Source organism: Archangium minus (assembly GCF_044360475.1).
In the GTDB taxonomy this organism is placed as follows: domain Bacteria; phylum Myxococcota; class Myxococcia; order Myxococcales; family Myxococcaceae; genus Archangium; species Archangium minus.
The window spans coordinates 6897964-6924208 of the sequence record NZ_CP043494.1 but is presented as its reverse complement, the minus strand read 5'-3'; the positions used below and the strand labels follow the sequence as shown (position 1 = coordinate 6924208).

At 68.8% G+C, this 26245-nt stretch carries 19 protein-coding genes; 15 read left to right on the top strand and 4 right to left on the bottom strand.

From position 1 onward, the window contains the following. Positions 1 to 37: 37 nt before the first annotated feature. Both F0U60_RS28020 and glnD read left to right on the top strand, forming a co-directional pair. Complete coding sequence (locus F0U60_RS28020; RefSeq protein WP_395804017.1) at positions 38 to 1705, top strand: N-acetylmuramoyl-L-alanine amidase; 1668 nt, start codon at positions 38 to 40, stop codon at positions 1703 to 1705. Between the two features lie 76 nt (positions 1706 to 1781). Continuing rightward, positions 1782 to 4472 (top strand): [protein-PII] uridylyltransferase, encoded by a 2691-nt coding sequence (gene glnD / locus F0U60_RS28015; protein ID WP_395804015.1) that lies wholly within the window; start codon positions 1782 to 1784, stop codon positions 4470 to 4472. On the opposite strand, the gene F0U60_RS28010 is transcribed toward glnD, so the two are convergent. Beyond that, entirely contained in the window at positions 4473 to 5216 is a 744-nt protein-coding gene (locus tag F0U60_RS28010; protein WP_395804013.1) for a TVP38/TMEM64 family protein, read from the bottom strand. 346 nt (positions 5217 to 5562) lie between these two features. Here F0U60_RS28010 and F0U60_RS28005 point away from each other — a divergent pair, with 346 nt between their 5' ends. Genes F0U60_RS28005 through xerD form a run of 6 tightly spaced genes read left to right on the top strand, consistent with a single transcriptional unit; the run spans position 5563 to position 10569 of the window. Further along, positions 5563 to 6003, top strand: a complete 441-nt coding sequence (locus F0U60_RS28005; protein ID WP_395804011.1) for a general stress protein — start codon at positions 5563 to 5565, stop codon at positions 6001 to 6003. A gap of 37 nt (positions 6004 to 6040) precedes the next feature. After that, positions 6041 to 6379 (top strand): hypothetical protein, encoded by a 339-nt coding sequence (locus F0U60_RS28000; RefSeq protein WP_203405040.1) that lies wholly within the window; start codon positions 6041 to 6043, stop codon positions 6377 to 6379. A 34-nt stretch (positions 6380 to 6413) separates the two neighbouring features. After that, a complete protein-coding gene (locus F0U60_RS27995; protein ID WP_395804008.1) occupies positions 6414 to 7640 on the top strand; it encodes a sodium:proton exchanger in 1227 nt (408 codons plus the stop codon). Next, entirely contained in the window at positions 7637 to 8935 is a 1299-nt protein-coding gene (locus F0U60_RS27990; RefSeq protein ID WP_395804006.1) for a cation:proton antiporter, read from the top strand. The genes F0U60_RS27995 and F0U60_RS27990 overlap by 4 nt, the downstream gene beginning before the upstream one ends. Before the next feature lie 10 nt (positions 8936 to 8945). After that, on the top strand, positions 8946 to 9557 hold the full coding sequence (locus F0U60_RS27985; protein ID WP_395804004.1) for an L-threonylcarbamoyladenylate synthase: 612 nt from the start codon (positions 8946 to 8948) through the stop codon (positions 9555 to 9557). Between the two features lie 52 nt (positions 9558 to 9609). Further along, a complete protein-coding gene (gene xerD, locus F0U60_RS27980; protein ID WP_395804002.1) occupies positions 9610 to 10569 on the top strand; it encodes a site-specific tyrosine recombinase XerD in 960 nt (319 codons plus the stop codon). A gap of 4 nt (positions 10570 to 10573) precedes the next feature. On the opposite strand, the gene F0U60_RS27975 is transcribed toward xerD, so the two are convergent. Then, positions 10574 to 10900, bottom strand: a complete 327-nt coding sequence (locus F0U60_RS27975; protein WP_395804000.1) for a DUF3574 domain-containing protein — start codon at positions 10898 to 10900, stop codon at positions 10574 to 10576. A gap of 241 nt (positions 10901 to 11141) precedes the next feature. Between F0U60_RS27975 and F0U60_RS27970 the strand changes: the two genes are divergently transcribed. Next, positions 11142 to 11744: a Uma2 family endonuclease gene (locus F0U60_RS27970; protein ID WP_395803998.1), complete on the top strand. Its 603-nt coding sequence runs from the start codon at positions 11142 to 11144 to the stop codon at positions 11742 to 11744. A 57-nt stretch (positions 11745 to 11801) separates the two neighbouring features. On the opposite strand, the gene F0U60_RS27965 is transcribed toward F0U60_RS27970, so the two are convergent. Next, positions 11802 to 15764, bottom strand: a complete 3963-nt coding sequence (locus F0U60_RS27965; RefSeq protein ID WP_395803996.1) for a protein kinase — start codon at positions 15762 to 15764, stop codon at positions 11802 to 11804. A gap of 96 nt (positions 15765 to 15860) precedes the next feature. Next, on the bottom strand, positions 15861 to 17054 hold the full coding sequence (locus F0U60_RS27960) for a DUF4388 domain-containing protein (protein WP_395803994.1): 1194 nt from the start codon (positions 17052 to 17054) through the stop codon (positions 15861 to 15863). A 236-nt stretch (positions 17055 to 17290) separates the two neighbouring features. On the opposite strand from F0U60_RS27960, the gene trpS reads away from it, so the two are divergent. From trpS to F0U60_RS27930, 6 genes are all read left to right on the top strand, one after another. Next, complete coding sequence (trpS, locus tag F0U60_RS27955) at positions 17291 to 18304, top strand: tryptophan--tRNA ligase (RefSeq protein ID WP_395803992.1); 1014 nt, start codon at positions 17291 to 17293, stop codon at positions 18302 to 18304. A gap of 18 nt (positions 18305 to 18322) precedes the next feature. After that, positions 18323 to 19189 carry a segregation and condensation protein A gene (locus F0U60_RS27950; protein WP_395803990.1) on the top strand — a complete coding sequence of 289 codons (867 nt, stop codon included), beginning with the start codon at positions 18323 to 18325 and terminating at the stop codon, positions 19187 to 19189. Further along, positions 19176 to 20153: an SMC-Scp complex subunit ScpB gene (scpB, locus tag F0U60_RS27945; RefSeq protein ID WP_395803988.1), complete on the top strand. Its 978-nt coding sequence runs from the start codon at positions 19176 to 19178 to the stop codon at positions 20151 to 20153. The genes F0U60_RS27950 and scpB overlap by 14 nt, the downstream gene beginning before the upstream one ends. Positions 20154 to 20184: 31 nt before the next feature. Further along, positions 20185 to 22191, top strand: coding sequence for a pseudouridine synthase (locus F0U60_RS27940; RefSeq protein WP_395803986.1), 2007 nt, complete (start codon positions 20185 to 20187; stop codon positions 22189 to 22191). 66 nt (positions 22192 to 22257) lie between these two features. Next, positions 22258 to 24378 (top strand): HEAT repeat domain-containing protein, encoded by a 2121-nt coding sequence (locus tag F0U60_RS27935; protein ID WP_395803984.1) that lies wholly within the window; start codon positions 22258 to 22260, stop codon positions 24376 to 24378. A gap of 1 nt (position 24379) precedes the next feature. After that, positions 24380 to 26167, top strand: a complete 1788-nt coding sequence (locus F0U60_RS27930) for a cyclic nucleotide-binding domain-containing protein (RefSeq protein ID WP_395803982.1) — start codon at positions 24380 to 24382, stop codon at positions 26165 to 26167. Positions 26168 to 26245: the final 78 nt, after the last annotated feature.

Genomic DNA, 26245 nt, shown 5'->3' with positions numbered 1-26245 from the left:
CACGTCTGTAGCCCTCGCCTTCCTTGGAGGACTCTTCATGGTCCCTCGCCTCGTCCTGTTGCTGGCCCTGCTGTCACCGATCGCCGCCCAGGCGAAGCGTGACCCGGCCGAGGAGGCCTACCAGGAGGCCCGCAGGTCCTACTACGCCCTCAAGGACGACGCTGCGCGACGCAAGCTGCGCCACAACTGGCTCAACGTGGCGCACAAGTTCGAGTCCGTGGCCAGCCGCTTTCCCAAGAGCCAGCGCACCGCCGAGGCCCTCTACACCGCGGCGGAGCTGCTCAACGGGCTGAGCCGCATCTCCTTCGTCGTCGAGGATCAACAGGCGGCCATCGCCGACTACACCCGCGTGGTGGAGGCCCATGCGCGGCACCGGCTCGCGGATGACGCGGCGTTGGCCCTCGCGCACATCTACTTCGAGCGGTTGGATCAGCCCGAAGCCGCGCGTCGTGTCATCACCAGCAGCCTCGCCGTCAGTTCGAAGGGCGATCGTGCCCGGGAGCTGAAGGCGCTGCTCTCCAAGCTCCCACCGCCTCCTTCGCCCAAGGCGCCCGCGCCCGCCCCCGCGCGCGCCAAGCCCCCGGTTCGTACGCCGGAGCCCGCGCCCGCGCCCGCCGTGGCTTCCTCCGCGCCCTCCACGCCGGCTCCCACGGAGCAGGTGCCGGTGGTCCGCGTCGAGCTGTCCAAGCCGAACACTCCGGAGCCGGCTCCCGCCCAGGCCGCAGCTCCCACTCAGGCCGCGACCCCCGCTCCGGCTGCGGCTCCTGCCCAGGCCGTGGCTTCGGCTCCGGAGGGCGCGAAGCCCGAGGTGTCGCCGCTGATCGAGGCCATCAACAATCAGTCGCGTGAGCCCGCCGCGAAGCAGCCTCCGGCCGCGCAGCCGGCGGAGGAGCTCGCGTCCAACAAGCCTGTGACTGCTCCGGTGGACGATCATGTCGCCCAGGCTCGCCTCAAGGCTGTTGCCAAGGCGTCCAACTCCTCCGAGCTGACGCTGGCGGAGCAGCTCGGGCTGAAGGTACGTCGGGTGGTCATCGACGCGGGGCACGGTGGGCATGACACCGGCGCTATCGGTCGCAAGGGCACCCAGGAGAAGGAAGTGACGCTGGCCATCGCGCGCAAGCTCGCTCGAGAGCTGCGTACCCGCGGGCTGGAGGTGATGCTCACCCGCGAGGATGACCACTACCTCAAGCTGGAGGAGCGCGCGCGTCTGGCCAACGAGATGAAGGGCGACCTCTTCATCTCCGTCCACTGCAACGCGGCGCCCTCCTCGAAGCTGCGGGGCATCGAGACATATACGCTCAACACCTCGGCGGATCGCTACTCCATCCGGCTGGCGGCGCGCGAGAACGCGTCTTCGGAGAAGGGCATCAGCGACCTGCAGTTCATCCTCGCGGACCTGGCCACCAAGGCCAACACCGAGGAGTCCACACGGCTGGCCAACCAGGTGCAGAAGAACCTGGTGAGCCACCTGTCCAGCCACTACAAGGGTGTGAAAAACCTGGGCACCAAGGAGGCGCTCTTCTACGTGCTGCTGGGCGTGAAGATGCCGGCCATCCTCGTGGAGACGTCCTTCCTGTCCAACCCCGAGGAGGAGAAGCGTCTGGCCTCGGACACGTACCAGGAGGAAGTGGCCCAGGCCATCGCTCACGGCGTGGAGGACTTCCTCGGCGGTCGGCGTCAGATGGCCACGGTGAAGGTGCAGTAGCGGGGCCACGGCGGTTCTTGCATCCTTCGGTTGTGACAGGGTCGCCAGGCCTTGTCCCATCGATCGCGAGCCAGCCATGAGCGTCCCGCCCATTCCGTCACCGCCATCGCCGAGCCACCGTGCGGCCCTCGGCTCGCTCCCCGGGTTTCCCCCCGGTGGGCCTGAGGATCGACTGGCTCGTGCGCGTGAGTACCTCCGCGAGTCCCACGCTCGCGTCGAGGCGTTCCACCGGGGCGGTGCCGCTGGCTTGTCCACCTGCCGCCTGCTCTCCGCCGCCACGGATCGGCTCGTCCAGGGGCTCTTCTCCGAGCTCGCCGCCGAGCTTCACGCGCCCCCGGGGCTCGCCCTTGTCGCGCTCGGCTCCTACGGGCGCCGCGAGTTGTCTCCCCAATCGGATTTGGATCTGCTCCTGCTGCGCGGCCCTGGTGTCTCCGAGGAGTCCGTCGCGCCCCTGGCCCGTGCGTTCCCCACGCTCCTGTGGGATCTCAAGCGCGCCGTCGGCTGGAGCGCCCGTGGCCCTGACGAGTGCGTTCGCGCCGCCGATGCCGATCACACCATCCGCACCGCGCTGCTCGATGCGCGCTTCCTCACCGGCGACGCCGCCGTCTTCCACGTGTTCGAGGAGAAGGTCCTCCCCGCGCTCCTCACCCACCGCGCCGACGCCTACATCCAGGACAAGGTCCAGGAGCTGCGCTCCCGCCGCGAGCGCTTCGGCGACTCCGTCTTCCTGCTCGAGCCCAACCTCAAGCAGGGCGATGGCGGCCTGCGTGACCTGGAGACCGCCCTGTGGATCGCCCGAGTCCGCTTCCGCACGCGCGGCCTCACCGGCCTGCTGCAGCAGTCCATTCTCCCTGGTTCGCAGGTGACGCGGCTCAAGGCTGCCCGAGACTTCCTGCTGCGCATCCGTCACCAGCTCCACTTCCTGCGCGGACGCAAGGAGGATCGGCTGACGTTCGATCTCCAGGAGGAGCTGGCGAGCTTCCTCGGCTACCAGCAGGGCCCCGTGCTGCCTGTCGAGGCCTTCATGCGGGACTACTACCTGGCCGCCAACGCCCTACGCCAGGCCGCTGACGCGCTCATCGCCCGCTGCGAGGAGATCAGCATCGCTCGGAAGGTCTCGTTCCTTCCCGAGCGCCGGCTCGGTGCCTTCAAGGTCTTTCGCGGCAAGCTCACCGTGTCCGATCCGGGCCTCTTCACCCGTGAGCCCGCCTCCATCCTCGACTTCTTCCGCACCGCCGAGGAGAACGGTCTGCCTCTCTACTCGTGGGCCCGCGAGCAGGCGGTGCAGGCCTTGCCTGCGCTGGAGACCGCTCGCGCGACTCCTGCTGTCACCGCCGCCTTCAAGGCGCTCTTCGCCCGGCCGGGCACCCGAGGCGAGCGCCTCTTCGAGCTGCATGACGCCGGCGTGCTCGGCACCGTGGTGCCTGAGTTCGGCCGCGTCACCGCCCACCACCAGCACGACCTGTACCACGTGTACACCGTTGACGTTCACACCCTCTTCGCCGTGCGCCGCCTCTACGCGCTGCGCGCTGGAGATCTGGTGGCGCAGGAGCCCGAGCTCTCCCGCGAGATGCGCGACCTGAAGGATCCGCTCCCGCTCTACCTCGGCATGCTTCTCCACGACGCGGGGAAGGGGATGGGCGGCAACCACTCGGAGAAGGGCCGGTTGCTGATGGTCGCCCTCGGCGAGCGCCTGGGGCTCTCGCCCCGCCAGCGCGAGGTGGCCGAGTTCCTCGTGAAGGATCACCTGGCGATGAGCCACACCGCCCAGCGCCGCGACCTGAGCGACCCGGCCCTCATCGCCGACTTCGCTCGGAGCGTGGGCGATGTGGAGAAGCTCACCTGTCTCTACCTCCTCACCTGGGCGGACATCAGCTCGGTGGGGCCTCGCATGTGGACAGGGTGGAAGGCGCAGCTCTTGCGCGAGCTGTATGAAAAGGCCCGAGCCCACCTGGTCGGCTCGGCGACGCCCTCGGGAGAGACTCCCTTCGAGCGCGTGCGCTTCCATGCGCGCTGGGCCCGTGCCTTCGGCGAGGCCCGGGCGCGTGAGCTGGGTCGGGTGCTCCCCGAACGCTACTTCCTCGGGACGGATCCCTCGCACGCCACGCTTCATGCGCGCCTGCTCGCGTGCGCACGAAAGCGTCCGCTGGCCGCGGCTCTGCGCCACCACCCAGAGGCCGGCTACAGCGAGCTGTCCCTCGTGGCCCATGACAGGCCCGGCCTGCTCTCGCTGCTCACCGGCGTGCTGTCCGCCCACCGCATCGACATCCTCTCCGCGCGCATCGTCTCCACCTCGGACGGGCTCGCGCTGGACGTCTTCGACGTGCGGCCTCCCCATGGCCTCCTGCTCGAGCGCTCCCGCTGGCGCATGGCCCGGACGGATCTCCTGCGCGTCCTCATGGACGAGGTCTCCATCGAGGACGTGCTGCGCCGACGCCGCACGGGCTCGCTCCTGCAGCGGCACCTGCCGCCCGTGCCTCCCCGGGTGACGGTGGACAACCGCGCCTCTCGCGACTTCACCGTGGTGGACGTGGTGACGCAGGATCGCGTGGGTCTGCTGCACGCGATCTCTTCCGCCCTCACCCGGGCGGGCGTGCAGATCGCCGTCGCCAAGGTGGCCACCGAGGCCCACCGCGCCATGGACTCGTTCTACATCACTCGGCAGGGCGCCCGGGTGGAGGGTCCGGGCGACGAGGCCGCGCTGGTGGAGGCGATCACCGCGGCGCTGGACGCGCTGGAGCGGGAGGGAGCGGAGACCCGCGCCTGATCACGGGCCCGTAGGTGGGAGCTCCTGGAAGGTCGAGATCGCGGGCCGGCCGAGCTGTCCCTTCGCCGCGAGCGGTGCACCCCGTGTCGGGGCCCGAGTCTCACGCTGCTCCTCCTCGCTGGCCGGAGCCTCCTCGTTGATCTCCTGGTAGATGCGGCGGCCGAGCACCGCGCCCAGCACCAGCGACAACACCATCCCCACGCCGGACACCACCGTCACCACCGTCTGGCCCTGCGCCAGTCCGCTGCCGAACTGCGCGGTGAGGAACGTGCCCGGGATGGTGCCCAGCAGCACCCCCAGCGTCAGGGGCCAGAAGCGCGCCCCCGCGGCCGTCGCCGCCGCGATCATCACGTCCGTGGGGAACAGGGGGTTGATGCACATGAGCAGCGCGAACTTGAAGCCGTGCCGTCGTGCCACGCGGGTGATCGCCGGGTAGCGGCTGCCCGCCATGCGCTTCATCAACCGCGTTCCCAGCCAGCGCGACAGTCCGAAGATGAGCGCTGCGGCCAGGAAGCTGCCCAGCAGTGAATAGAGCGTCGCTGCACGGGTGCCGAAAATCATTCCGCCCACCGCGGTGAACACTTGACCGGGCAAGAGCGTCACCGGCCGCACCGCCAGGAAGAGGACGAAGATAATGGGCGCCCATTTCCCCATCGGCGCCAGGAAGCCGTGGAGCTCCTTCTGGTTGATGAAGTCAGGCCCCAGCAGCCGCAACATCGTCAGCCCCGCGATCGAGGCCAACACGGGCGTCAGTATCCGGAGCCAGACCTTCAGACCGCCTCCGCCGCCACCATTCACGCAGATCCTCCCGGACTGAATTGGCGTGAAAGGTGGGACAGCGAACGGGAATCGGCAATGTGGAGTGGCGTGTTGTTGACAGTGAAGCATCCGGGCGGGCAGGCCGTAGTCTCGCCCGTACGGAGAGCGTGTACCCCCAACCCCCCGAAATTCCTGGGGATTGGATGTGCTCTGTCTGGCGTGAACGGCTGGCGGTGTACGGAGCTTGCTTGCATCGGGGCGCTTCCGTCCCAAGTTTTGGGGCAAGGGGCACCCTCGCGGGGAAGGGGGAGTCAGCAGGAGGAGGCAAGACATGCAGCAGGACAAGGACAACAAGGGCAGCATGACGGTGGCCGAGGCGGGGCGGAAGGGCGGAGAAACCGTCCGCAACGAACGGGGCCGGGAGTTCTACGAGACGATCGGTCGCAAGGGCGGAGCGACCGTGAAGGCCGAGCGGGGCCGCTCCTTCTACGAGGAGATTGGCCGCAAGGGCGGAGAGACCGTCAAGGCCGAGCGCGGCGCGAAGTTCTACGAGGAGATCGGCAAGAAGGGCGGAGACCGCGTGAAGGCGACGCGGGGTCCGAACTTCTACGAGGAGATCGGCCGGAAGGGCGGCCAGAAGGTGAAGAAACTCATCGAGGAGGGCAAGCGGGCTGCTCGCGCGGCGATGGAGAAGCAGGAGGGCGCAACAACGGAAGAGTCGCCATCTGCGGCGGCGCCGCCCAGCGAGCCGAGCCCAGACCGCACCGAGTAGCGTGACGGAATGGCCGCGGACCGGATAGACACGGGTCGTGTACCTCTTCCTCGCGTTCCTCGACCACGCGGACCAACCTGAACGGGCCATTCAGCGGCTCCGGGACTTCGGTATCCCGGAGCCGTTGGTCGTTCGGGCCCGAAGCGCCGCGGCGACCCTGTCTGCCGAAGTCCCCGTCTTTGCCGGCCTGCGCAGCCTCGCGCTCGGGGCGGACGAGGACCGACTCATCCTGGTGAGCCTGCTGCCGGCCTTGCCGGCCGAGGAGGTGGAGCGGCTCGTCCACCGGGTCCAGCTGGAGATGGATGCGGACGACCCTCCGATGGGCCGCCTGGTGGCTTTGCCGGTGATCGGCGCCCCCGTGCATCGCCGGGAGTGACGGAACAGGCCGGGGCGGTGTAAGCACCTGCCTTGTGCAGGCGCTGCTCGTTCTACTCGCCATCGCGGCGCTATCGCTGCTGGCCTCGAGCCGGACGGTGCTGGACCCTGGCCGTTTCCCGGCCCTGGCCCAGCTGGCCGCCAGTGGACTGCTCTTCCTCGCCTTTGGCGCGGTGATGGGCCCGGACGCCCTGCGCTTGCTGTCCTGGAAGGACCTGGCGGCGCTGCGCCCGTTGCTCGCCCTGGGGTTGGGGGTGGCGGGCGTCATGATCGGCCTGAATCTGGAGCCTCGGTTGCTGCGGCTGCTGCCCCGGGAGGTGTACGCGGCGGCGCTCGCTCATGCCGGGACGGCCTTCCTCTGGGTGGCGCTGCCCCTGGCGGGTCCGCTGCTGTTCACCATGGGGCTGCCCCCCGGGGCGGCGGTGGCGGCGGCAGCGTTGCTGGGGGCCTCGGCGAGCCTCTCCTCTGGCCACTTCGCGGTGCTGGGCTATCGCAGCGGGCGCATGGAGCGCCGGCGCGGGCTGTCCGTAGCGCTGCTCACCATGTTGGATGATGTGGTGGGGCTGGGGGTGCTCGTGCTGGCGCTTGCCTTCGGCGCAGCGAGCAATCCCCTGGAGGGGCTGGGGTTGGTGGCACTCGCGCTGCTGCTGGGCGTGGCGTGTGGCGCGCTGCTCGCCTTCCTCATGCATGGAATCAAAGACCAGGGCGAGCTGATGGCGGTGCTGCTCGGCGGGGTGGCGTTGGTGTCCGGTGCGGCGGCGTACCTGCGGGTGTCGGCGCTGCTGGCGGGCGTGGCCTGTGGGGCGACGCTGGCCCTGGTCGGTGGCCGCGCGGTGGAGCAGGCGGCGCGCATGCTCGGGCGCTTCGAGCGGCCCTCGTACCTGCTGCTGGTCTTCCTGGTGGGCGCGCACGTGCAGGCACGCGACATCATGGCGTGGGCGCTGCTGCCCGCGTACCTGGGCCTGCGCTTCCTGGGCAAGGTGCTGGGAGGCGCGCTCGCGCAGCGCATCGCTGGAAACACGCTCGCGCTGCCGCCGAAGCTGGGCTACGCGCTCATCTCCCAGGGTGGGCTGGCGCTGTGCCTGGTCGTGGAGTACCTGACGCTGGTGCCGGGGCCGTTGTCCCAGCGCGTCTTTGACGTGGTGGTGGCGGGGGCCGTGGTCAACGAGCTGCTCGGCAGCCGCGCTTTCCGCTACGTGCTGGAGTCTGCTTCCGAGGAGGCCCCGGGAGAAACACCGCAGGCGCCTGGAGGCACCTCATGAAGGGCGCGCTTCTCCGGCTGCTGCTGTTGGTGGTGGTGCTGGCGGCCATTGGCCGAGCCCAGGTGTGGCGCGTGGACACGGGCACGTCGGTGACGCTCGCCGCTGGGGCGTTGCTGCTGTGCGGGCTGTTCGCGGGGAAGGTGGCCAAGGGGCTCGGGCTGCCCCGGCTCACGGGCTACCTGCTGGTGGGCGTGGCGGTGGGGCCTTATGCCCTGGGCTTCATCCCCGGCGCGGGCGTGAAGGGGCTGGAGCTGGTGAAGGGGCTCGCGGTGAGCCTCATCGCGCTGGTGGCGGGCACGGAGCTGCAGCTGGGGCTCATCCGCCGGGTGGGTACCAAGGTGGCGGCCCTGTGCGTCGCGGTATGCGGGGTGACGTTCCTGGCCGTCTTCGGGGCGCTCTTCGCGCTCAAGCCGCTGTTGCCCTTCCTCGCGCCCATGACGGTGTCGCAGGCCCTGGCCGTCAGCGCGCTCGTGGCCACGGTGGTGGTCTCCTTCTCTCCCACGGTGACGATCGCCATCGTGCAGGAGACGAGCGCGCGCGGCAGCTTCACCGAGTTCCTCATGGCCCTGGTCATCATCGGGGATCTGCTCGTGATGGTGGGGTTCGCCGTGGCGGCGGGCTTCACGCGGGCGAGCTTCGGCGGTGGGCTGGACGTGTGGGGGCTGCTGCGCGAGGTGGGATGGGAGCTGTTTGGCTCGGTGGTGGTGGGGGGCGTGCTGGCGGTGGCGATGCTGCTGTACATGCGGCAGGTGAAGCGCGAGCTGCCGCTCTTCCTGGTGGGGCTGTGCTTCGCCTCGGCCGAAGGCGGCGCGCGCCTGCACCTGTCACCGCTGCTGGTGTCGCTGGCGGCCGGGGCGCTGATCGCCAACCTGGACGAGCGCGAGGGCGAGCGCATCCACCATGCGATTCAACGGGCGGGCCTGCCTGTCTTCGCGCTCTTCTTCGCCGCGTCCGGGGCGGGGCTCAAGCTGAACGCGCTCATGACGGTGGGCCCGGCGGCCCTGCTGCTGGTGGTGCTGCGCGCGGTGGCCATCTACGGCTCGTGTCGGCGCTTCGCTCCGGTGGACGATGCACGGCTGCGCCGCTACCTGTGGATGGGCCTCATCTCACAAGCGGGCGTGACGTTCGGACTGGCGGCGCTCATCTCTCGAACCTTCCCGGACTTCGGGCCGCAGGTGGAGGTGCTCATCGTGGCGATGATCACCGCCCATGAGCTGATCGGCCCGGTCCTCACCCGGCGTGCCCTCCAGCGGAGTGGGGAGATACACTCCGAGGACGCTCCCGGAGCGGCCTGAGGAGACACGCATGGCGGCAGCACCCATCATCGAGGTGAACGCGGATCACCCACAGCCCAGGCATGTGCAGCGCGCGGTGGAGGTGCTCTCCAGCGGTGGGGTGATCGCCTACCCGACGGACACGTACTACGGCCTGGGGTGCGATCTGGGCTCCAAGAAGGGCATCGAGCGGCTGTACCAGCTCAAGGGGCGGGACAAGAAGAAGCCCCTGTCTTTCCTGTGCCCGGACCTGTCGGATGTGGCGAAGTACGCGCACGTGAGCAACTTCGCCTACCGGACGATGAAGAGCCTGACGCCCGGGGCCTTCACGTTCATCCTTGATGCCACGCGCCTGGTGCCCGAGGCGATGATGTCCAAGCAGAAGCAGGTGGGCATCCGTGTGCCGGACTCGGAGCTGGCGCGGGCGCTCGCCGCAGCGCTCGGGCGGCCCATCGTCACCACCTCGGCCACCAACGGGGAGGGCGAGCCCCTCATCGATGCCAAGGACATCAAGGAGGCGCTGGGGTACGGCTTGGATCTCATCCTCGATGGCGGCGTGAGGCTGATGGAGCCCTCGACCGTAGTGTCGCTGATCGGCGACCAGATCGAGGTGCTGCGGCAGGGCAAGGGACAGCTCGACTGAGCGCCCGGCCACAAGGTTGCTGACTCGTCGCACTCGGCTACCCTGCGAACCCATGGAAGGGTACCTCGACGCGTTCATCGCCTTCATCCGCGCCGAGCGCGGGCTGTCCGGCAAGACGGTGGATGCCTACGCCGCGGATCTGTCGGTGTACTTCGCGGACTTGAAGCGCAAGGGCATCACCGACGTGACGCGCGTGAAGCCGGATGACATCACCGGCCACCTGGTGACCTTGAACACGCGCCGGTTGTCCCGGCGCAGCCAGGCGCGGCACCTGGCGGCGATTCGCGGCTTCCACCGCTTCCTCGTCGCCGAGAAGTACGTAGACAAGGACCCGACCGAGGACATCGACACGCCTCGTTCAGCGCGCAAGCTGCCCGTCTTCCTCACGCTGGAGGAGGTGGAGCAGCTGCTCGCCGCCCCCGACGAGCGCACCCCGGCGGGCCTCCGGGACAAGGCGATGCTCGAGGTGCTGTACGCCACGGGCCTGCGCGTGAGCGAGCTGGTGGGCCTGGGCATCAACGACATCCAGCTGGGCGCGGGCTACCTGGTGGCGAAGGGCAAGGGCTCCAAGGAGCGCATCGTCCCCGTGGGCAGCATCGCGACGGAGAAGGTGCAGGCGTACCTCGAAGGCCCTCGGCAGTTGCTGCTGGGCGAGCGCGAGTCGAAGGCCCTCTTTGTCACCCCCCGCGGAGATGGTTTCACCCGGCAGGGATTCTGGAAGCTGCTCAAGCGCTACGCGCTCAAGGCCGGCATCCGCAAGCCACTGTCACCGCACAAGCTGCGGCACTCGTTCGCCACGCACCTGGTGGAGCGCGGAGCGGATCTGCGCGCGGTGCAGGCCATGCTGGGCCACGCGGACCTGGCCACCACGCAGATCTACACGCACGTGAACAGCGCGCGGCTGCGGGCCGTCTACGACAACGCCCACCCCCGCGGAGACGACGTGCGCGGCCGCGGCGGCGCCATGGGCGGTCGGGCCGCCGCGGCGAAGAAGCGGGCAGGGGGCACGTAGGGCTTCAGAAGGCCACGCAGGACATCGTGTCGACGCGGAGCACAGACTCCTGGTCGAAGCGCTGCTTGTACTCCTCGCGGATGGCGTCGATGTCCCTCGAGTGCGCCGGGCTGCCCTCGTGAAGCAGGACGATGACCTTGCTGTTCTCGTGGACGAGGTTCCCGTTGTCCATCAGGTACTGTCCGTCCGCGTCGAACATCGTCAGCCCGTCCTTGAACCGCGGCGTGACCGCGGTGTCGACGAAGTCCTGCCACTCGGCTTCGCTGACGGGCTCGGCGTTCTCCCGGTCGAGGCCGAAGAACAGTTCCGTTCGATGAAGCTCTGAGCCCACCGCACAGGTCTCCTCGTTTCCGCAGGCGGTGACGGTCAATCCCAGAGCCAGCAAGAGAGGCAGGTGGAGGGCGGCGAGCTTCCTCGGGAAAAAGGGGGCGGTGTTCATGGAACGGAGGTTCTACCTCAAGGAGAGAGTCCCTCAGCGCGCGGTTGTGAGCCTCTTGTCATCCCAAGGACCCTACCGGAAAAGTCAGGACCCGGTGTAGACTCAGGAGGACTCGCAAGGAAGGGGTGGGGAGATGGGGAAGACGAAGAAACCGGCGACGTACGAGAACCTCGAGGCGCTGCCGGTCGGGTGGGTGGGGGAGATCCTGGGGGACGAGTTGGTCGCCTCTCCTCGACCGGCCATGCCCCATGCGCGAGTGGTCTGGGCCCTCAGTGCCCTGCTGGGCCCTGCTTTCGATCTGGGTCAGCCAGGGATTCGGGGCGGATGGTGGCTCCTCTATGAGCCGGAACTCCATCTCGGCCGGGACATCGTGGTTCCGGACCTCGCGGGCTGGCGCCGCGAGCGGGTGCCTGTCCCTTCGTTCATGGACGCGCCCTTCTCGACGGTGGCTCCGGACTGGGTGTGCGAGGTGCTCTCTCCGTCGACCGAGGACGTCGACAGGCATCGCAAGCTTCCCCTCTACCATCGGGAGGGGGTGAGTCATGTCTGGCTCATCGAGCCGTCGACGCGCACCTTGGAGATATACCGTCGGCAGGAGCGGGATTGGCTGCGGGTTGCCCGGCACAGTGGCGACGGAGAGGTTCTCGCCGAGCCGTTTGATGCGATCACGTTGACGCTGGGCTCGCTGTGGTGGCCACGGGCCGGATCTCCACGGGCCCCTTTACCCTCACCCTGAGCAGGCGCTGCTTGTAGCCAAGGCACACCGCACCCATTCCAAGGCGGTGCGGGAACTCTACTCCAGGAACTCACCCCAGCGCTGGTGGGCCAGCTCAAGGGTGCGGGCGTTCTCGGGCACTTGACGCAGGAATCGTTCACGGAGGGCGGGGTCGGGTATGTCGCTGGCCCGCTCCCGCACACACTGGAGAGCCTTGCGCAGGGCGGCCTCTCCCGCACTGGCATCTCCTTGCGCGAAGCAGACCTGCGCCAGCGCCAGTCGTGTGGGGACCGCGTACACGCCCGAGTTGCCCATCTGTTCCAACTCCCGCACGCCCTGCTCCGCCTGCTGTCGAGCCTCCGCGGCGCGTCCCTGGGCGAGTAGCGCGGAGCTGAGGTACGATCGGGCGTGGATCAACTCGGTCCCATACGTGGCCAGCAGCTCACAGGCCTTGCGCGCGTAAGGCTCGGCCTCGCACGGATTTCCCTGTTCCGTCATCACCTTGGCCAGCGCGGCGTGCATCATGCCCTGCCGGAAGGAATAGTCGTTCTCCACGCCCACCACCCACTCGCGCGCCTGAGTCTGGGCTTCCTGCCAATGTTGAGGATTGGGACTATCGGCCAGCATAAGACACAGAAGGTGCTGGTTTGTTTCGCTCGAGAATCGCGGCCCTTGTTGCTGGTTGGTGATTACGTCCCGCATTCGCTCCACTCCCTCGAGGACATCTCCCAGCGCCGCCAGGGCCATTCCTGAAATGCTCTGCAGCGCGAGTGCGTGCCATTCCATACCCAGTTCACGGAAGTCCCGCATCCCCTGCTCGGCCTGTATGAAGGCCTGCCAGGGCTTGGCCTCGAAGTTGTGATGGACGAAGGCCTGGATGCATCGGGCCCAGCCCAGCCCCACGCTATCGGAGGCCCTCTGCCCCAGCCGATCGAGCACATCCTGTGCCTCCCAGCGGTCGCCGGACAGCACGTGCGCGAGGCCAAGGCTGGCGACGGCCCAGTAGTAGGCAGAGACCGCCTCGGGTTCCGGAGTTGTGCTTAGCAGGAACTGCCTCAGTCGGGCTGATTGTGCCCACTGATCGCGAGAATAGACGGCGGTGACCACCAGACTTCCCATCACCCAACACCACAGCCGGCTGCCCACTTCTAGCTCTTCCAGTTCCGAGCCGCCGAGCTCCAGAAGCTTCGAGAAGTCGTACATCCAGAAGGCCACGACGGCCTGGAGCGCGCGCAACCGGACGAGTTCCCTGCCCTGCGCGCCGCAGGCCAGGGCCAAGTCCACACACCGCTGCGTTCCCACCAGATCATCCCGCTCGAGGAGCCGCTCGGCGGCTTGTATGTAGAAATGTGCGGCCCGTGCTGGCTGCTCGCTGCGCTGGTAATGTGTGGCGAGCACCAGCGGATCGGGTTCTCCCATTCGTTCCAGCCAGTCGACCGCCAGCCGGTGTCCCTGGGTTCGTAGCCCGTCAGGAGCGAGACCATAGGCGGCATCTCTCACCAACGCATGGCGGAAGCGGTATTGGGTCTCGGTAGGGAATCGGCTGTCGGGTTGCGGCTCGATGACCTCTAGCTCCACCAGCCGCCGCAGGTGCTCTTCCCACAGTTCGTCCGGGCCTTGGCTGATCAACAACTCCCTCACTCCACCAGACCAGAAGTGACGGCCAAAGAAGCTAGCTGCCAGCAGTGTCCGGCGTACACCGGGATCCATCCGCATCAAGCGCGCCTGGAGCACCGCCAGCACCGTTTCTGGTGGTGCCTCGCCGCGCCCCTCGGCCAGCATGCGGATGAGCTCCTCCAGGAAGAGCGCGTTGCCATCTGACTGCTCCACCGCCTTCTGGACGATGGCCTCGGGCACCTGGGACCCGAGCACCTCGCGCACCAGTTGGGCACTGGCCTTGCGGCTCAATCCTCTTAGCGGCAGCTCCTGCAGGTACCTCGACCACAGGCTGGGAAAGAGCGTCTTCACCTCGGGACGCGCCAGTGCCAGCACCATGAAGGGCAACTCGGCTAGGGCGCGTAGCGCCTCGTCCACCGCTTTGACGGTGAGTGCATCGCTCCAGTGCAGGTCTTCCAGCACCAGCAGCACCGGCTGGTGGGCGCATTCGGCCTTCAGGAAGGATACAAAGGCCCGGCTCACCTGGGTGCTCATCAATCGTGGGTCGCCTCGAGCCGCGCGCAGGCGGGGATTGGACTCATCGGAGAAGGGGATGGCGCATAGTTCACCCAGGAACTCGACGGCCTCCCGGGCCTCGGAGGCGCGCAGGTGCCGGGACATGCGCTGGACGAGGCGGGCCCGGTGTGATTCCAGGTCTTCTCCCTCGACGCAACCACAGAGCAAGCGTAGGGCCTGCCCCAGCAGGCCGTACGAGGCGCCCGCGCTCATCGGATCTCCGCGTCCCAGGAGCACCAGGACCGGCTGCTCCCGGCGCTCGATGCGGCGCAGGAATTCGTGACGCAACCGGGACTTCCCCACGCCTGGTAGAGCCGTCACCAGCAGGGCCTGGGTGACTGTCTCCTCAATGCAGGAGGAGAGGGTGAACTCGAGCAGGGCCAGCTCCTGCTCTCGGCCCACGCACGGGGTGGGTTTGCCCAACAGCGGGCGGGCCGCGTCGGCGTTGAGTTGCTCTCCTTGCAAGACAAAGGTGTCCGGGCTGGAACGGGACAATTGGAAGTTGGGCCCGAGCAGACTGGCGGTGACCTCATCCATCACCACGACGGACTGGGCTGCCATTTGTTCGGCCTGACGCAGCAGCCGGGCCGCCTTGTCCATGGCCTCACCTACCGGGAGGTGCTCGTCGAGTATGCCGAGTCCGGTGGCCAGCACCACCGAGACCTCGGGCCAGCGGTCCTTGATGGAGAGGGCGCAGCGGGCCGCCAATGCCGCCTGATCGGTGGCAACCCCCCGTTCAGGAGCCAACGTGACCACCAGCGAGCCGTCCACCAGCAATTCGACCCACGCACCGTAGGGCGCGAGTGCCGTCCGCATCGAATCGCGAAGTTCGTGTCCACGCGCCATTTCCACTCCTGGCGAGCTGGTGGCCAGGGCTGGGATGGACACCAACAGAATGCTGACGAACCGTTGCTCGGCTTCAGGGAGCTGGGAGGCACGGATCGCCGCCGCAGCGTCTGGTGGCTGCAGTTCGGGAATGGATTTGAGCGCCGAAAGAGCGTTCAGCAGGTGGGTGGCATCCGGCAGCCGCCGCTGTGGATCCTTGGCCAGCATGCGATTCACCAGCATCTGCAAGTCGGAGGGCAGATCTGTGCGCAGTTTTTCAAGGGGCTTGGGCTGGGCGTAGAGGATCTTGGCCAGAACAGCCGCGAAGTGGTGTGCGACGAAAGGCGGTTGGCCGGTGAGGCATTCGTACAGCACGCAGCCGAGGGAGAAGATATCGGCGCAAGGAGGAATCTCGGATTGGCAGGAGGCCTGCTCAGGTGCCATGTAGCCCGGAGTGCCGAGCACCGTGTTGATGCCCGTCACCTGCACCAGGGTCGGCGCGACATGGCGGGCCAGTCCAAAGTCCAGCAGCACCACGTTCTCAGGGCGGCCCCCGCGCAGGAAGAGGTTCGAGGGTTTGATGTCACGGTGGACGATGCCCTGGCGATGGGCAGTGGCGAGCGCCTCGGCGGCGCGGCACAGCAGAGCCAGGGTTTCGGAGACGCGGAGCGGCTGACGGGTGAGTCGACGCGCGAGGTCCTCACCTTCGAGCCACTCCATGGCCAGGAAGGGCTGACCCTCCTTGGAGGTGCCATGGGCTACGTAGGAGACGATGGCGGGGTGGCTCAACTCAGCGAGCAGCACGGCCTCGCGGTTGAAGCGGTAGACGGCCTCCGGAGAGGCGGAGGCATGCAGCAGCTTGAGGGCAACACTGTTGCCCGTGCTCAGGTCGGAGGCACGGAACACGGAGCCCATGCCGCCGCGGCCCGCCAGTTCCTCGATGCGGAACCGGTCTGCGACGAGGGTTCCGGGGGACAGGGGAGATCGTCCGACGTTTCCATCTGGAGATACGGGAGGAGAAGTAACCGTGCTGTCGACGGCCATGGAGGGCTCCTCCCGCCCACCATACTCCAAGGATTGGACCCAGGGCCTTTGACCCCGACAGGTACTGCGCGAGGTAGGCGTCCGCTCCCGCTTCGCCTACCTGCTCAACCCTCTCCCAGAGGGAGAGGGGACATACACGGGCACTCCGTAGGGGTCTGTTCTGGACCTTCGTTTCGGCGTCGTGTTGTCCGGCATCACCCTCGCGATGTCTGCGTCCATCAGCCGCCTCAGCGCACGGTACGCCGCGAGCTCGCCCATGGCTGCGTTCCGCAGGACCTCACGCACGCTCCGGCTACCTCGCAGCTTCGCGTACAGGTAGAGATCGTCCGCCGTCAGCGACGGCGGGAGGGGGCGCGGCAACGGCTCGAAGTAGAGCCTTCCGTCCAGCGACAGCACCTCGTCCGCCAACGCCACTGTCAGCCGCACCTCTGCTTCGCGGTAGAGCGCGTGGGCCTCCGGCACGGGCGCACGCTCCAGCGCCTGCCCCACAACGGCTACTGCCTCCTCGTACCGGCCCGCTTCCACCAGGCCCCGCGCCAGCGCCAGCAGATCTGCCAGCGCCGTTGCCTCGCCTACCTTCGGGCCCCGTGGTTTGCGCGGCGTTAGCGCCCCTCGACGATACAGGCGCAGCACCCACCGCGCCCCGTGCAGCGGTCCTTCCGGCGACGCCGCCAGCAGCTCGCTCAGCGTCGCCCCCTTCTCGGCCAGCTGCAGCAGCTGCTCCTCCGCCGCCGACACCCGCTCCACCGCGAACTCCCGGTACACCCCGAACGTGGTGCTCGGTCCCGGGAACAGGTCCCAGAACACCTTCCACTCGCGCAGCCGCACCAGCGCGTCCCGGTGCAGCTCCTTCAGGCCTAGCTGCAGCTCTACCGCACGCCCCAGGGGCGGCAGTCCCGGGCGGAACTCCACCTCCCCAGACTCCCACCCGTAGCAGTCGAAGAGCGCCTCGCGCGCCTTGTGCTCCATCGCCTCCATCAGCCGCGCCTTCGACACCAGCCCTCGCTCCACCAGCAACGTGCCGAAGGGCACTCCCGCCGCCTCCGCCGCGTCGAAGGCCGCCGCCGCCCCCGCCGCGTCCAGGATGCGCAGCCTCACCAGCACCTGTCCCAGGTGCTCCATCGGCTCACTCGAGCTCTCTCCCACCAGGTATCCGCGCTGGAAGAAGAAGTGCCGGCGCACCGCCCCCCGCTCTACGCGCAGCATCCCGTCCACTGCTGGTGCCTCGAAGAACGCGGGCATCAACAGCTGCAGTCGGTAGCTCGCCAGATTCCCCTTGAACCGATCCATGCCAAAAACTTCCTTCTTCCTGGGGGGAAGGGCAGGGTAGCGGACGCTGTCCCCCTGTACAACCCTTTGAATTCACACACTTTTGTCTCGCGTCCCAAGAAGTTCTCGGTAGTCGGACTGGCCGGGGAGCGGGCGGGCAGGTGGGGTGTGTGGAAAGGGCTTGCAGGAAAGTTGCAGGGTGCCTCTGGGTGTGCGAACCAGGGCTGTCACCCCCTTCGTGTATAGGCGTGGGAGTTATGCGGATCCTCTCGGGAGTCCAATCCTCGGGCCGATTGCACATCGGCAACTACTACGGCGCCCTCCGGCAGTTCGTTCAACTGCAGGATGAGGGCGAGGCGTATTTCTTCATCGCCAACCTGCACGCGCTCACCACCGTGCGTGATCCGAAGCTCGCCGAGGAGCTCACGCGCGAGGCCGCCATCGCCTACCTCTCGCTCGGGTTGGACCCCAAGAAGGCCGTCCTCTTCCGGCAGAGCGATGTGAAGGAGGTGCTGGAGCTCAACTGGATCCTCGGCACCGTCGTGCCGCACGCCCACCTCGAGCGCGCCCACAGCTTCAAGGACAAGGTGGCCAAGGGCATCAGCCCGGACTTTGGTCTCTTCGCCTACCCGGTGCTCATGGCCGCCGACATCCTGCTCTACAGCGCGGATGCCGTGCCCGTGGGCAAGGATCAGATCCAGCACATCGAGTTCGCCCGTGACTGGGCAGTGAAGTTCAATGTGACCTACGTGCCCGGGTACGATCCCCAGGATCCCGAGGGCAAGGAGAAGGGGCACAGCCCCGGCATCCTCAAGCTCCCAGCGGCACGCATCCAGGAGAGCACCGCCGTGGTGCCGGGCATCGACGGACAGAAGATGTCCAAGTCGTACGGCAACACCATCGAGCTCTTCGGGGACGAGAAGGAGATCAAGAAGCGCATCATGAGCATCAAGACGGACTCCACGCCCGTCGAGGCTCCCAAGCCCACCGAAAACGCGCCCCTGTACGATCTGCTCAAGGTGATGCTGCCCGAGTCCCGCTTCCCCGAGGTGGATGCCTCGTGGCGCGCGGGCGGCAAGGGCTACGGCGAGTACAAGAAGCTGCTCGTCGAGGCCTTCCATGACGCCTTTGGTCCCGCGCGCAAGCGCCGCCAGGAGTTGATCAACGATCCGGCTGAGCTCGAGCGCATCCTCCAGGATGGTGCCGAGCGCGCCCGTGCCGAGGCCTCCCGCCTGATGCAGCAGGTGCGTCGCGCTGTGGGTATCCCCTGACCCCGTGAAGGAAGTTCGGTGACCGCAGGTCGTCGCAGCACCCCTCCCACCGAGGAGACCCTCGAGGCGGACGTCCCCACCAGTGTGGGTGACGCCTTCCGGGTCGCCTTGCCCAATTTCGAGGGGCCGCTCGACCTGCTGCTTCACCTCATCAAGGAGCACCGGCTCGACATCTTCGACATCCCGCTCGCGCTCATCACCGAGAAGTACCTGGAGCACCTTGAGCGGATGCGGGAGATCAACCTCGACATCGCCGGCGAGTTCCTGGTGATGGCCGCCACGCTCGCGCACCTCAAGAGCCGCATGCTGCTGCCGCGCCAGGACACCGCGGAGCAGCCGGTGGACGCGGTGGCGGAGCTCCAGCAGGAGGAGGCGGAGGATCCGCGCGCCGAGCTGGTGCGCCGGTTGCTCGAGTACCAGAAGTACAAGGACGCCGCTGAGCAGCTCGCCATGCAGGACATCCTCGAGCGCGACGTCTTCCCGCGCCGGGTGCCTGTGGAGGCCGTGCCCATCCCCGAGGAGGAGGTGGGCCTGCAGGAGTTCTCCGTCCTCAAGCTGATCGAGGCGCTCGACCGGGTATTGGAGCGCCTGACCCCCAAGCTGCAGCACGAGGTGGTGCGCGAGAAGGTGAGCATCACCGAGGCCATCCGCCGGATCGCCGAGCGCTTGAAGGGTCAGGAGTCCTGCTCGTTCGAGAGCCTCTTCGATGAGCAACGGACGCGGCAGGAGGTGGTGATTACCTTCCTGGCCATCCTGGAGATGGTGAAGCGGCGTCTGCTCAAGGTGCGCCAGGAAGCCCCCCTGGCAGACATCATCCTCACGCCCAACGGAGACGCCCTGGAGCGGCTGCTCCCATCGGAGGTGGACGAGAGTGACTACCGGTAACAACGGCCCCGAGGACACCGGCCCGAAGACGCCGCGCGGCTCCGGCGGCCCCAGCCCCTTCACCGAGGAGGAGATCGCCGCCGTCACCGGCCCCGGCGACGAGGACGAGCTGGAGGACTCCGACGTCGCCACCATCGAGGCCGACGAGGCCCCGGACCTCCAGACGTCCTTCGAGAAGCTCGTCCAGAAGAGCCGCAACCTCTCCCCGGAGCGCGTCCGCACCATCGTGGAGAGCGTGCTCTTCGTGGCGGACAAGCCCCTGGACCTGGACCAGCTCTTCGAGGCCACGGGCATCGATCGCGAGAAGATCCAGGAGGCGCTCAACCAGATCTCCGGCGTACACAGGGACGGCATCAGCGGCATGGTCCTGTACGAGGTGGCTGGTGGGTGGCAGTTCCGCACGGATCCGCACTCGGCGGAGTACGTGCGGCGCTACCTGCGTGTGAAGCCCCAGCGCCTCACCCGCGCCGCGGTGGAGACCCTGGCCATCATCGCCTACCGGCAGCCCGTCACGCGCCCCGAGGTCGAGGACATCCGAGGCGTGGACTGCGGCGCCGTCATCAAGGCGCTGTTGGATCGCAAGTTGATCAAGATCCTGGGCAAGAAGGAGGAGGTGGGCCGGCCCATGCTGTACGGGACGACCCGCGAGTTCCTCGAGTTCTTCGCCCTGAAGGACCTGTCCGCCCTGCCCACGCTGCGCGAGTTCCACGAGCTGACGCAGGAGCACCAGGAGATCGTCGAGAAGGAGCGGCCCGCCGCCCCGAGTGCCAGTGGCACCGTGGAGACGCTGGCGGACCCGGAGTTCCAGAAGCGGATGGAGAAGAGCGTGGCGGCCTCCGAGGCGGCGCTCGAGGAGCTGGAGCAGGCCATGGACGCCGCGGAGAAGACGCAAAAGGTGGCCAACAGCATCCTGAACCCGACCCCGCCGCCCTCCGAGGGCGACAAGGGGCCCGAACCCGCTTGACGGGTGGGCGAAGAAGTGGAAGGTGGCGGAAATGGCGGCTGAACGTTTACAGAAATACCTCGCGCGCGCGGGCGTGGCCTCGCGCAGGCACGCGGAAGAGCTCATCACCGAAGGTCGTGTCACGGTGAACAACGAGAAGGTCACCGAGCTGGGCACCAAGGTGTCCCCGGGAGACCTGGTGACCGTGGACGGCAAGCTCGTCTCGCCGCCAGAGGAGTCCTCGTACTTCCTTCTCTACAAGCCCGTGGGCGTCGTGACGACGCTGTCGGATCCGCAGGGCCGGCCCACTGTGGCCAGCTACATCGAGCAGACCGGCAAGCGGCTCTTCCCGGTGGGCCGGTTGGACTACGACGCGGAAGGGGCGCTGCTCGTCACGGACGACGGGGCGCTGGCGCACAAGCTGACGCACCCGAGCTTCCAGGTGCCGCGCACGTACCTGGCGAAGGTGAAGGGCACACCGGACGCGGCCACGCTGGACAAGCTTCGCGGAGGCGTGCGGCTGGAGGACGGCATGGCCACGCCGCTGTCCGTGGACGTCTTCGAGCAGGCCGAGCGCAACACCTGGCTGAAGCTGGTGGTGGCCGAGGGTCGCCCGCACCTCATCAAGCGGCTGTGCGCCGCGGTGGGCTACCCGGTGGTGCGCCTGTACCGGCCGTCGTACGCGGGCATCACCGTCGAGGGCGTGCGCCCCGGCGAGCTGCGCCCGCTCACCGAGAATCAGGTGCGCATGCTGCAGGAGGTGGCCGATGGGAAGGCTACGCCTCCTGAGCGAGAGCTGAAGCTGCCGCCGCGGCGTCACGGACGCTCGGCGCCGGGCTTCTCGGCGGACATGGACGACGACGATTTCGGCGAGGAGGCTCCCGCGCCGGTGCGCTCGCGTGCGGCAGGGAAGCCCGCGCGGGCCACCCGGACGGAGCGCCCCGAGCGCAAGGCCGGAAGGGCGGAGCGTCCGGCTCGCGCCGCGGGTCGTCCCGAGCGCAAGGAGTGGGCACCGCGTGGCGAGGGTGGCTCCCGGCCCGCGTTCCGTGGCGCGGCGGGTGGCCGTGCCGAGCGCCGCACGTGGACGCCTCGAGAGGACGAGCTGGAGGAGAGCCAGGGCGAGTTCGGCGAGGAGGCCCCCCGTCGCGAGGAGCGAGCCGAGCGGGGTGCGCGTCCCGAGCGCCGTGAGTGGGCGCCTCGTGGCGAGGGGCGCGGTGGCGAGCGCGGTGCGCGTCCCGAGCGCAAGCCCTTCGCTCGTGGCGAGGAGCGCGGTGCGCGTCCCGAGCGCAAGCCCTTCGCTCGTGGCGAGGAGCGCGGTGGCGAGCGCGGTGCGCGTCCCGAGCGCAAGCCCTTTGGTGCGCGCGCTGAGCGCCCGGAGCGCCGCGAGTGGTCTCCTCGGGGCGAGGAGCGCGGTGGTGCGCGCGGTGCACGTCCCGAGCGCAAACCTTTCGCGGGCGGAAGTGCCGAGCGCCGGGTTCCTGCGCGCACTGAGCGTCCGGAGCGCCGTGAGTGGGCGCCTCGTGGCGAGGAGCGCGGTGGTGAGCGCGGTGCGCGTCCCGAGCGCAAGCCCTTCGGCGCGCGCAGTGAGCGTCCGGAGCGCCGTGAGTGGGCGCCTCGTGGCGAGGAGCGCGGTGCGCGTCCCGAGCGCAAGCCGTTCGCGGGTGGAAGTGCCGAGCGCCGGGTTCCCGCCCGCGCTGAGCGTCCGGAGCGCCGGGAGTGGGCGCCTCGGGGCGAGGAGCGCGGTGGTGAGCGTGGTGCGCGTCCCGAACGCAAGCCCTTCGGCGCGCGCGGTGAGCGTCCGGAGCGTCGGGAGTGGTCTCCTCGGGGCGAGGGGGCTGCGAGGCCCGCGCGTAAGACGTGGGGGGCCGCTAGCGAGGACTCGGGGCGCCCGGCTCGTCGCGGTGCGGCACGTCCGGGGAGCGAGGGGGCCGGCGAGGGCTCGAAGCCCTTCGTGAACTGGCGCGCCAAGAAGCACCAGGAGCCCGCGCCCGAGTGGAATGCTCGTCCTCCCAAGGGTGCTGGGGGTCCCAGGGGGCGAGGGCCTCGTAAGGGCCGCTGAGTCGTGGGCGGTCGCGCGCACCGCTGATATAACCGCCCGCGTCTCATGTCTTTCCCCCGGAGACCGATGCGAACCGGCGCGCGCACCTTCCTCTTTGTCCTGGCCTTCCTCCTCACCGCCGGGTGCAGTGGGAGTCGGGATCAGCTTCTAGCGGACCTGCAGAGCCCACGCCCCGAGGTGCGGGCTCTCGCCGTGAAGAAGCTGGCCGAGGAGTCCCGTCCTGACGACCTCGCCCTGTTCACCCGTGCGGCCAAGGACATGGCCTCCATCGTCCGCGGCGAGGCCGCCGCCGCGCTCGGCAAGAGCCAGGATCCCCGCGTGGTGGATCTGCTCGGCGAGCTGCTTGAGGACTCCGATGTGGACGTCCAGGGCAAGGCCGCCATGGCTCTGGCGCAGGTGAGGAACGACAAGGCCAAGGCCTACCTCACCCTGCAGTACGGTCGTCGAGGCCGGCAGACCCGGCAGGTCATCGTCCAGGCCCTCAAGCAGGCCAACGTGCCGGGCGCCATGGCCGAGGTCGTCGCCGCCGAGTCCAAGGTCATCTGGGAGCGCAACCTGCTGACCCTCAACGAGGGAACCCTCCCCGAGCGCGTGGGCGCTGCCGAGGAGCTGGGCAAGAGTGGCCGCCCCGATGCCTTCAACCGGCTCGTGCCACTGGTGCGTGACAGCCAGGTCATCCTTGCCGCCGCTGCGGTGAGGGGTCTGGGTGACTTGGGCGACAAGCGCGCCGTGCCCGCCATCCTGCCCCTGCTCGACGAGAACTTCCCCGAGCTGCGCGAGTCCGCCATCACCGCGCTCGTGCGGCTGCAGGAGCCCCAGGCCATTGCCCGGCTGCAGGCCGTGGCCGTGGAGAAGAGCACCGTGAGCCCCCTGGCCATCGATGCCCTCCTGGAGCTGCCGCGCCAGCCCCAGACCGATGCGGCGCTGTGCTCCATCGCGCTCGACGCGGAGACCTCCGAGGCCATCCCCGTGGCCCGGGTGATGCGCGAGCGCGGTGGCTGTCCGCTCGAGCCCATCGCCGATCGTCTGTCGCGCCCCGCGTCCGCCGCCAGCGGGTTGCAGGTGGTGATTGGCCTCGGCCCCCTGGCAAAGGACCTGCTGCCCAAGGTCCTGCCCTACATCTCCCAGGGTGACGCCACGCTGCGCGCGCTCGCCGTGGACGCGGCGGCTGCCACCGGGGACGCCTCCGCAGCCCCCGTGCTTCAGAAGGCCTTTGACCAGGAGCTCGCGTCCGTGCGGGCGCTCCGACAGGACTGGGTCGCCCAGGCGCTGCCCGAGCGCTATGGGCCGGGGTTCGATCCCTCCCAGCCTCAGGAAGGCACCTCGAAGGGACGGGAGAAGCAGAGGGGCGAGAAGCACGCCAGCCTCATGTCACGCGTGAAGGCGCTCAACGCCGCCAAGGCGCGTGACCTGGGTCGGCCCGTGGTGCAGCAGCGCGCGCCCACCGAGCTGTTCGACGATGTGGAGTCCCCCCAGCTCGAGCCGCTCGCCGGGCTGTTGCGCGCGCTCGGCTCCGTGAAGGCCCCCGGGGCAATGGAGCTGCTCAAGGGGTTCGCCGGGGACTCCAGCGTTACACTGCGCACGGCGGCGCTGGTGGGCCTGACGCGGCTGGGGCCCGAGGGCGTGGCGCTCGCCAAGAATGGCCTGTTCGAGGCCGAGAGGGATCTCCTGAAGGCCCTGGCCCAGGCGCTCGCCGAGCAGGGTGAGGCCGGGCAATCCGCGCTGGTGGAGTTGCTGCCGCAGATCAGCGGCGAGAAGCTGGTGCTGCTCGATGCGCTGAGCAAGACCGGTGCGCCGGCTTCCGCGGTGGAGGTGCTCCAGAAGATAGTGCCCGAGGGCGGCCCTGAGTCGGTACTGGCCACCTCGCTGCTGGGCCGGATGAAGGCGAAGGGGGCGGTTCCCACGCTGGTGAAGGCGCTGGAGGATCCCACGAGCGTCGGACGGCGTGAGCTGCTCACCGCCCTGGGAGAGATTGGCGACAACTCGGCGGCCGAGGTGGTGGCGCGCGACCTGTACCATGATCTGCCGGAGATTCGGGCCGCGGCGGCCGGTGCGCTCGCGAGGATGGGCACGGGCGCCCAGGCCGACGCACTGGACGCGCTCAAAAGTGACTACTACCGTCGTGTCCGTGAAGCCGCTGTGACGGCGTTGGCAAAGACGACCACAGCAGCGGAGGGGGCACGCTGACATGGAGCCACGGCAGCTCAGGGACAAAGCCAACGAAGCGCTCACCAAGGGACGCTTCACCCGAGCAGCCGAACTCTTCGAGGAATACTGTCAGCTGGACCCGAAGGACTACCAGGCGCGCGTACGCCTGGGAGATGCCTGGGTGAAGGTGGGCAACAACGCCCGAGCCATCACCGCCTACCAGGCCGCCGCCGAGGGCTTCGCCCGCGAGGGGTTCCTCCCGCGAGCCATTGCCGCCAGTAAGCTCATCCTGGAGCTGGATCCCTCGCACCAGGGGGTTCAGCAGATGCTCGCCGGCCTCTACGCCCGCCGCGGCGGAGCGAAAGGTGGGACTCGCGCGGTGACGCCCGCGCCCGTGGCGACTCCCCCGACGCCCCAGGCCGCGCTGTTCATCGAGCTGCCACCGGAGCTTGACGCGACCTTGGCCCAGGACGAGGCCACCGAGGTGGAGCTGGACCTCGAAGACGCGAGCACCCCGCCGCCCGCCCCGCCGGCAGAGCCTCCGGCAGACCTCGAGGTGGAGCTGGATCTCCGCGAAGCGGAGGAGGGGCGCGCGGAGGCCGCGCCTCCCCAGCCGACCGTGGCGAAAGCCGCGCCCCCTGGGCTGCGCCGCCGCTCGAGCGATTCCCGACCGCCTGAACCTTCACCCGAACCTTCGCCTCAGCCCGAGCCCCTCCGGGTGGCCGAGGTGCCAGCGACGTCCCCACACGTCGAGCGCTTCACGCCCCAGGACGGCGTGGACTTCCAGCCTCCGGTGCCAGGCAGCACGCCCTTTACGGAGCTCGCCGTCCAGGCGGATTCGCTCCTGCATGCGGTGGAGCTGGCGGCGCTCGCGGGCGCGGCCGCGGCGCAACAGCCGGAGCCGGTCGCTCCTGGGCTCCCGGCGGATGACGCGAGCACGGCGGGCGAGGAGTCTGTCTCCGAGGCTCCTTCCCAGGATGATGGGCTGCCGAAGATCCCTCTCTTCTCGGATCTGCCGCGGGATGCCTTCATCGCGCTCTTCGAGCGCTGCCCGTTGCGCCGCTTCCCCGAGGGCACGCGCATCATCGAGCAGGGAACCCGAGGCGATGCCTTCTACGTCATTTGCGCGGGCCGCGTGCGCATCGAGCGCCAGATCGGTACCGAGCAGCGTTCGCTGGCCGTCCTGGGCGAGGGGGCCTTCTTCGGCGAGATGGCGCTGTTGTCCGGTGCGCCGCGCTCGGCCTCGGTGGTGAGCGCCTCCGAGGAGACGCAGGTCCTGGAGATCTCCGCGCCGGTGCTCGCGGCCCTGTCGCGCCGTTTCCCGCAGGTGGCCAAGGCGCTCAGGCGCTTCTGCCGGCAGCGGCTGCTGTCGGACGTGGTGAACACCTCGGCGCTCTTCCAGCCCTTTGGCCGCAAGGACCGGCGCGAGCTGGTGGAGCGCTTCCGGGCCCGGGAGGTGCGCCGGGGCGACGTCATCATCCACGAGGGCCACCAGGTGGACGGCCTCTACGTGGTGCTCTCCGGCGAGGTGGCCGTGAGCAAGGGTGGCCAAGCGCTGGCGCGGCTGCGAGAGGGGGAGCTGTTCGGGGAGATGTCCCTGCTGCAGAAAACGCCCGCCAACGCCACCGTGACGGCCGCGCGCAACACCTCGCTCCTGCGGCTGCCCCGCGAGGACTTCGACACCCTCATCCTCACGCACCCGCAGATCCTCATCCTCGTCTCCGAGCTGACGGATGCCCGCCAGCGCAGCAATGAGGCCCTCCTTGGAGGGCATAGGAACGTCGCGGGAGAGACGGAGGCGCCCCACGAGGAGCTGTTGCTGTTCTGAAGCCTGCTCCCCCAGGGAGTGAGTGTGCTTCAAATAACGCCGTTCACTGGGTAGACGCGGAAATCTGCTGTATGTGAA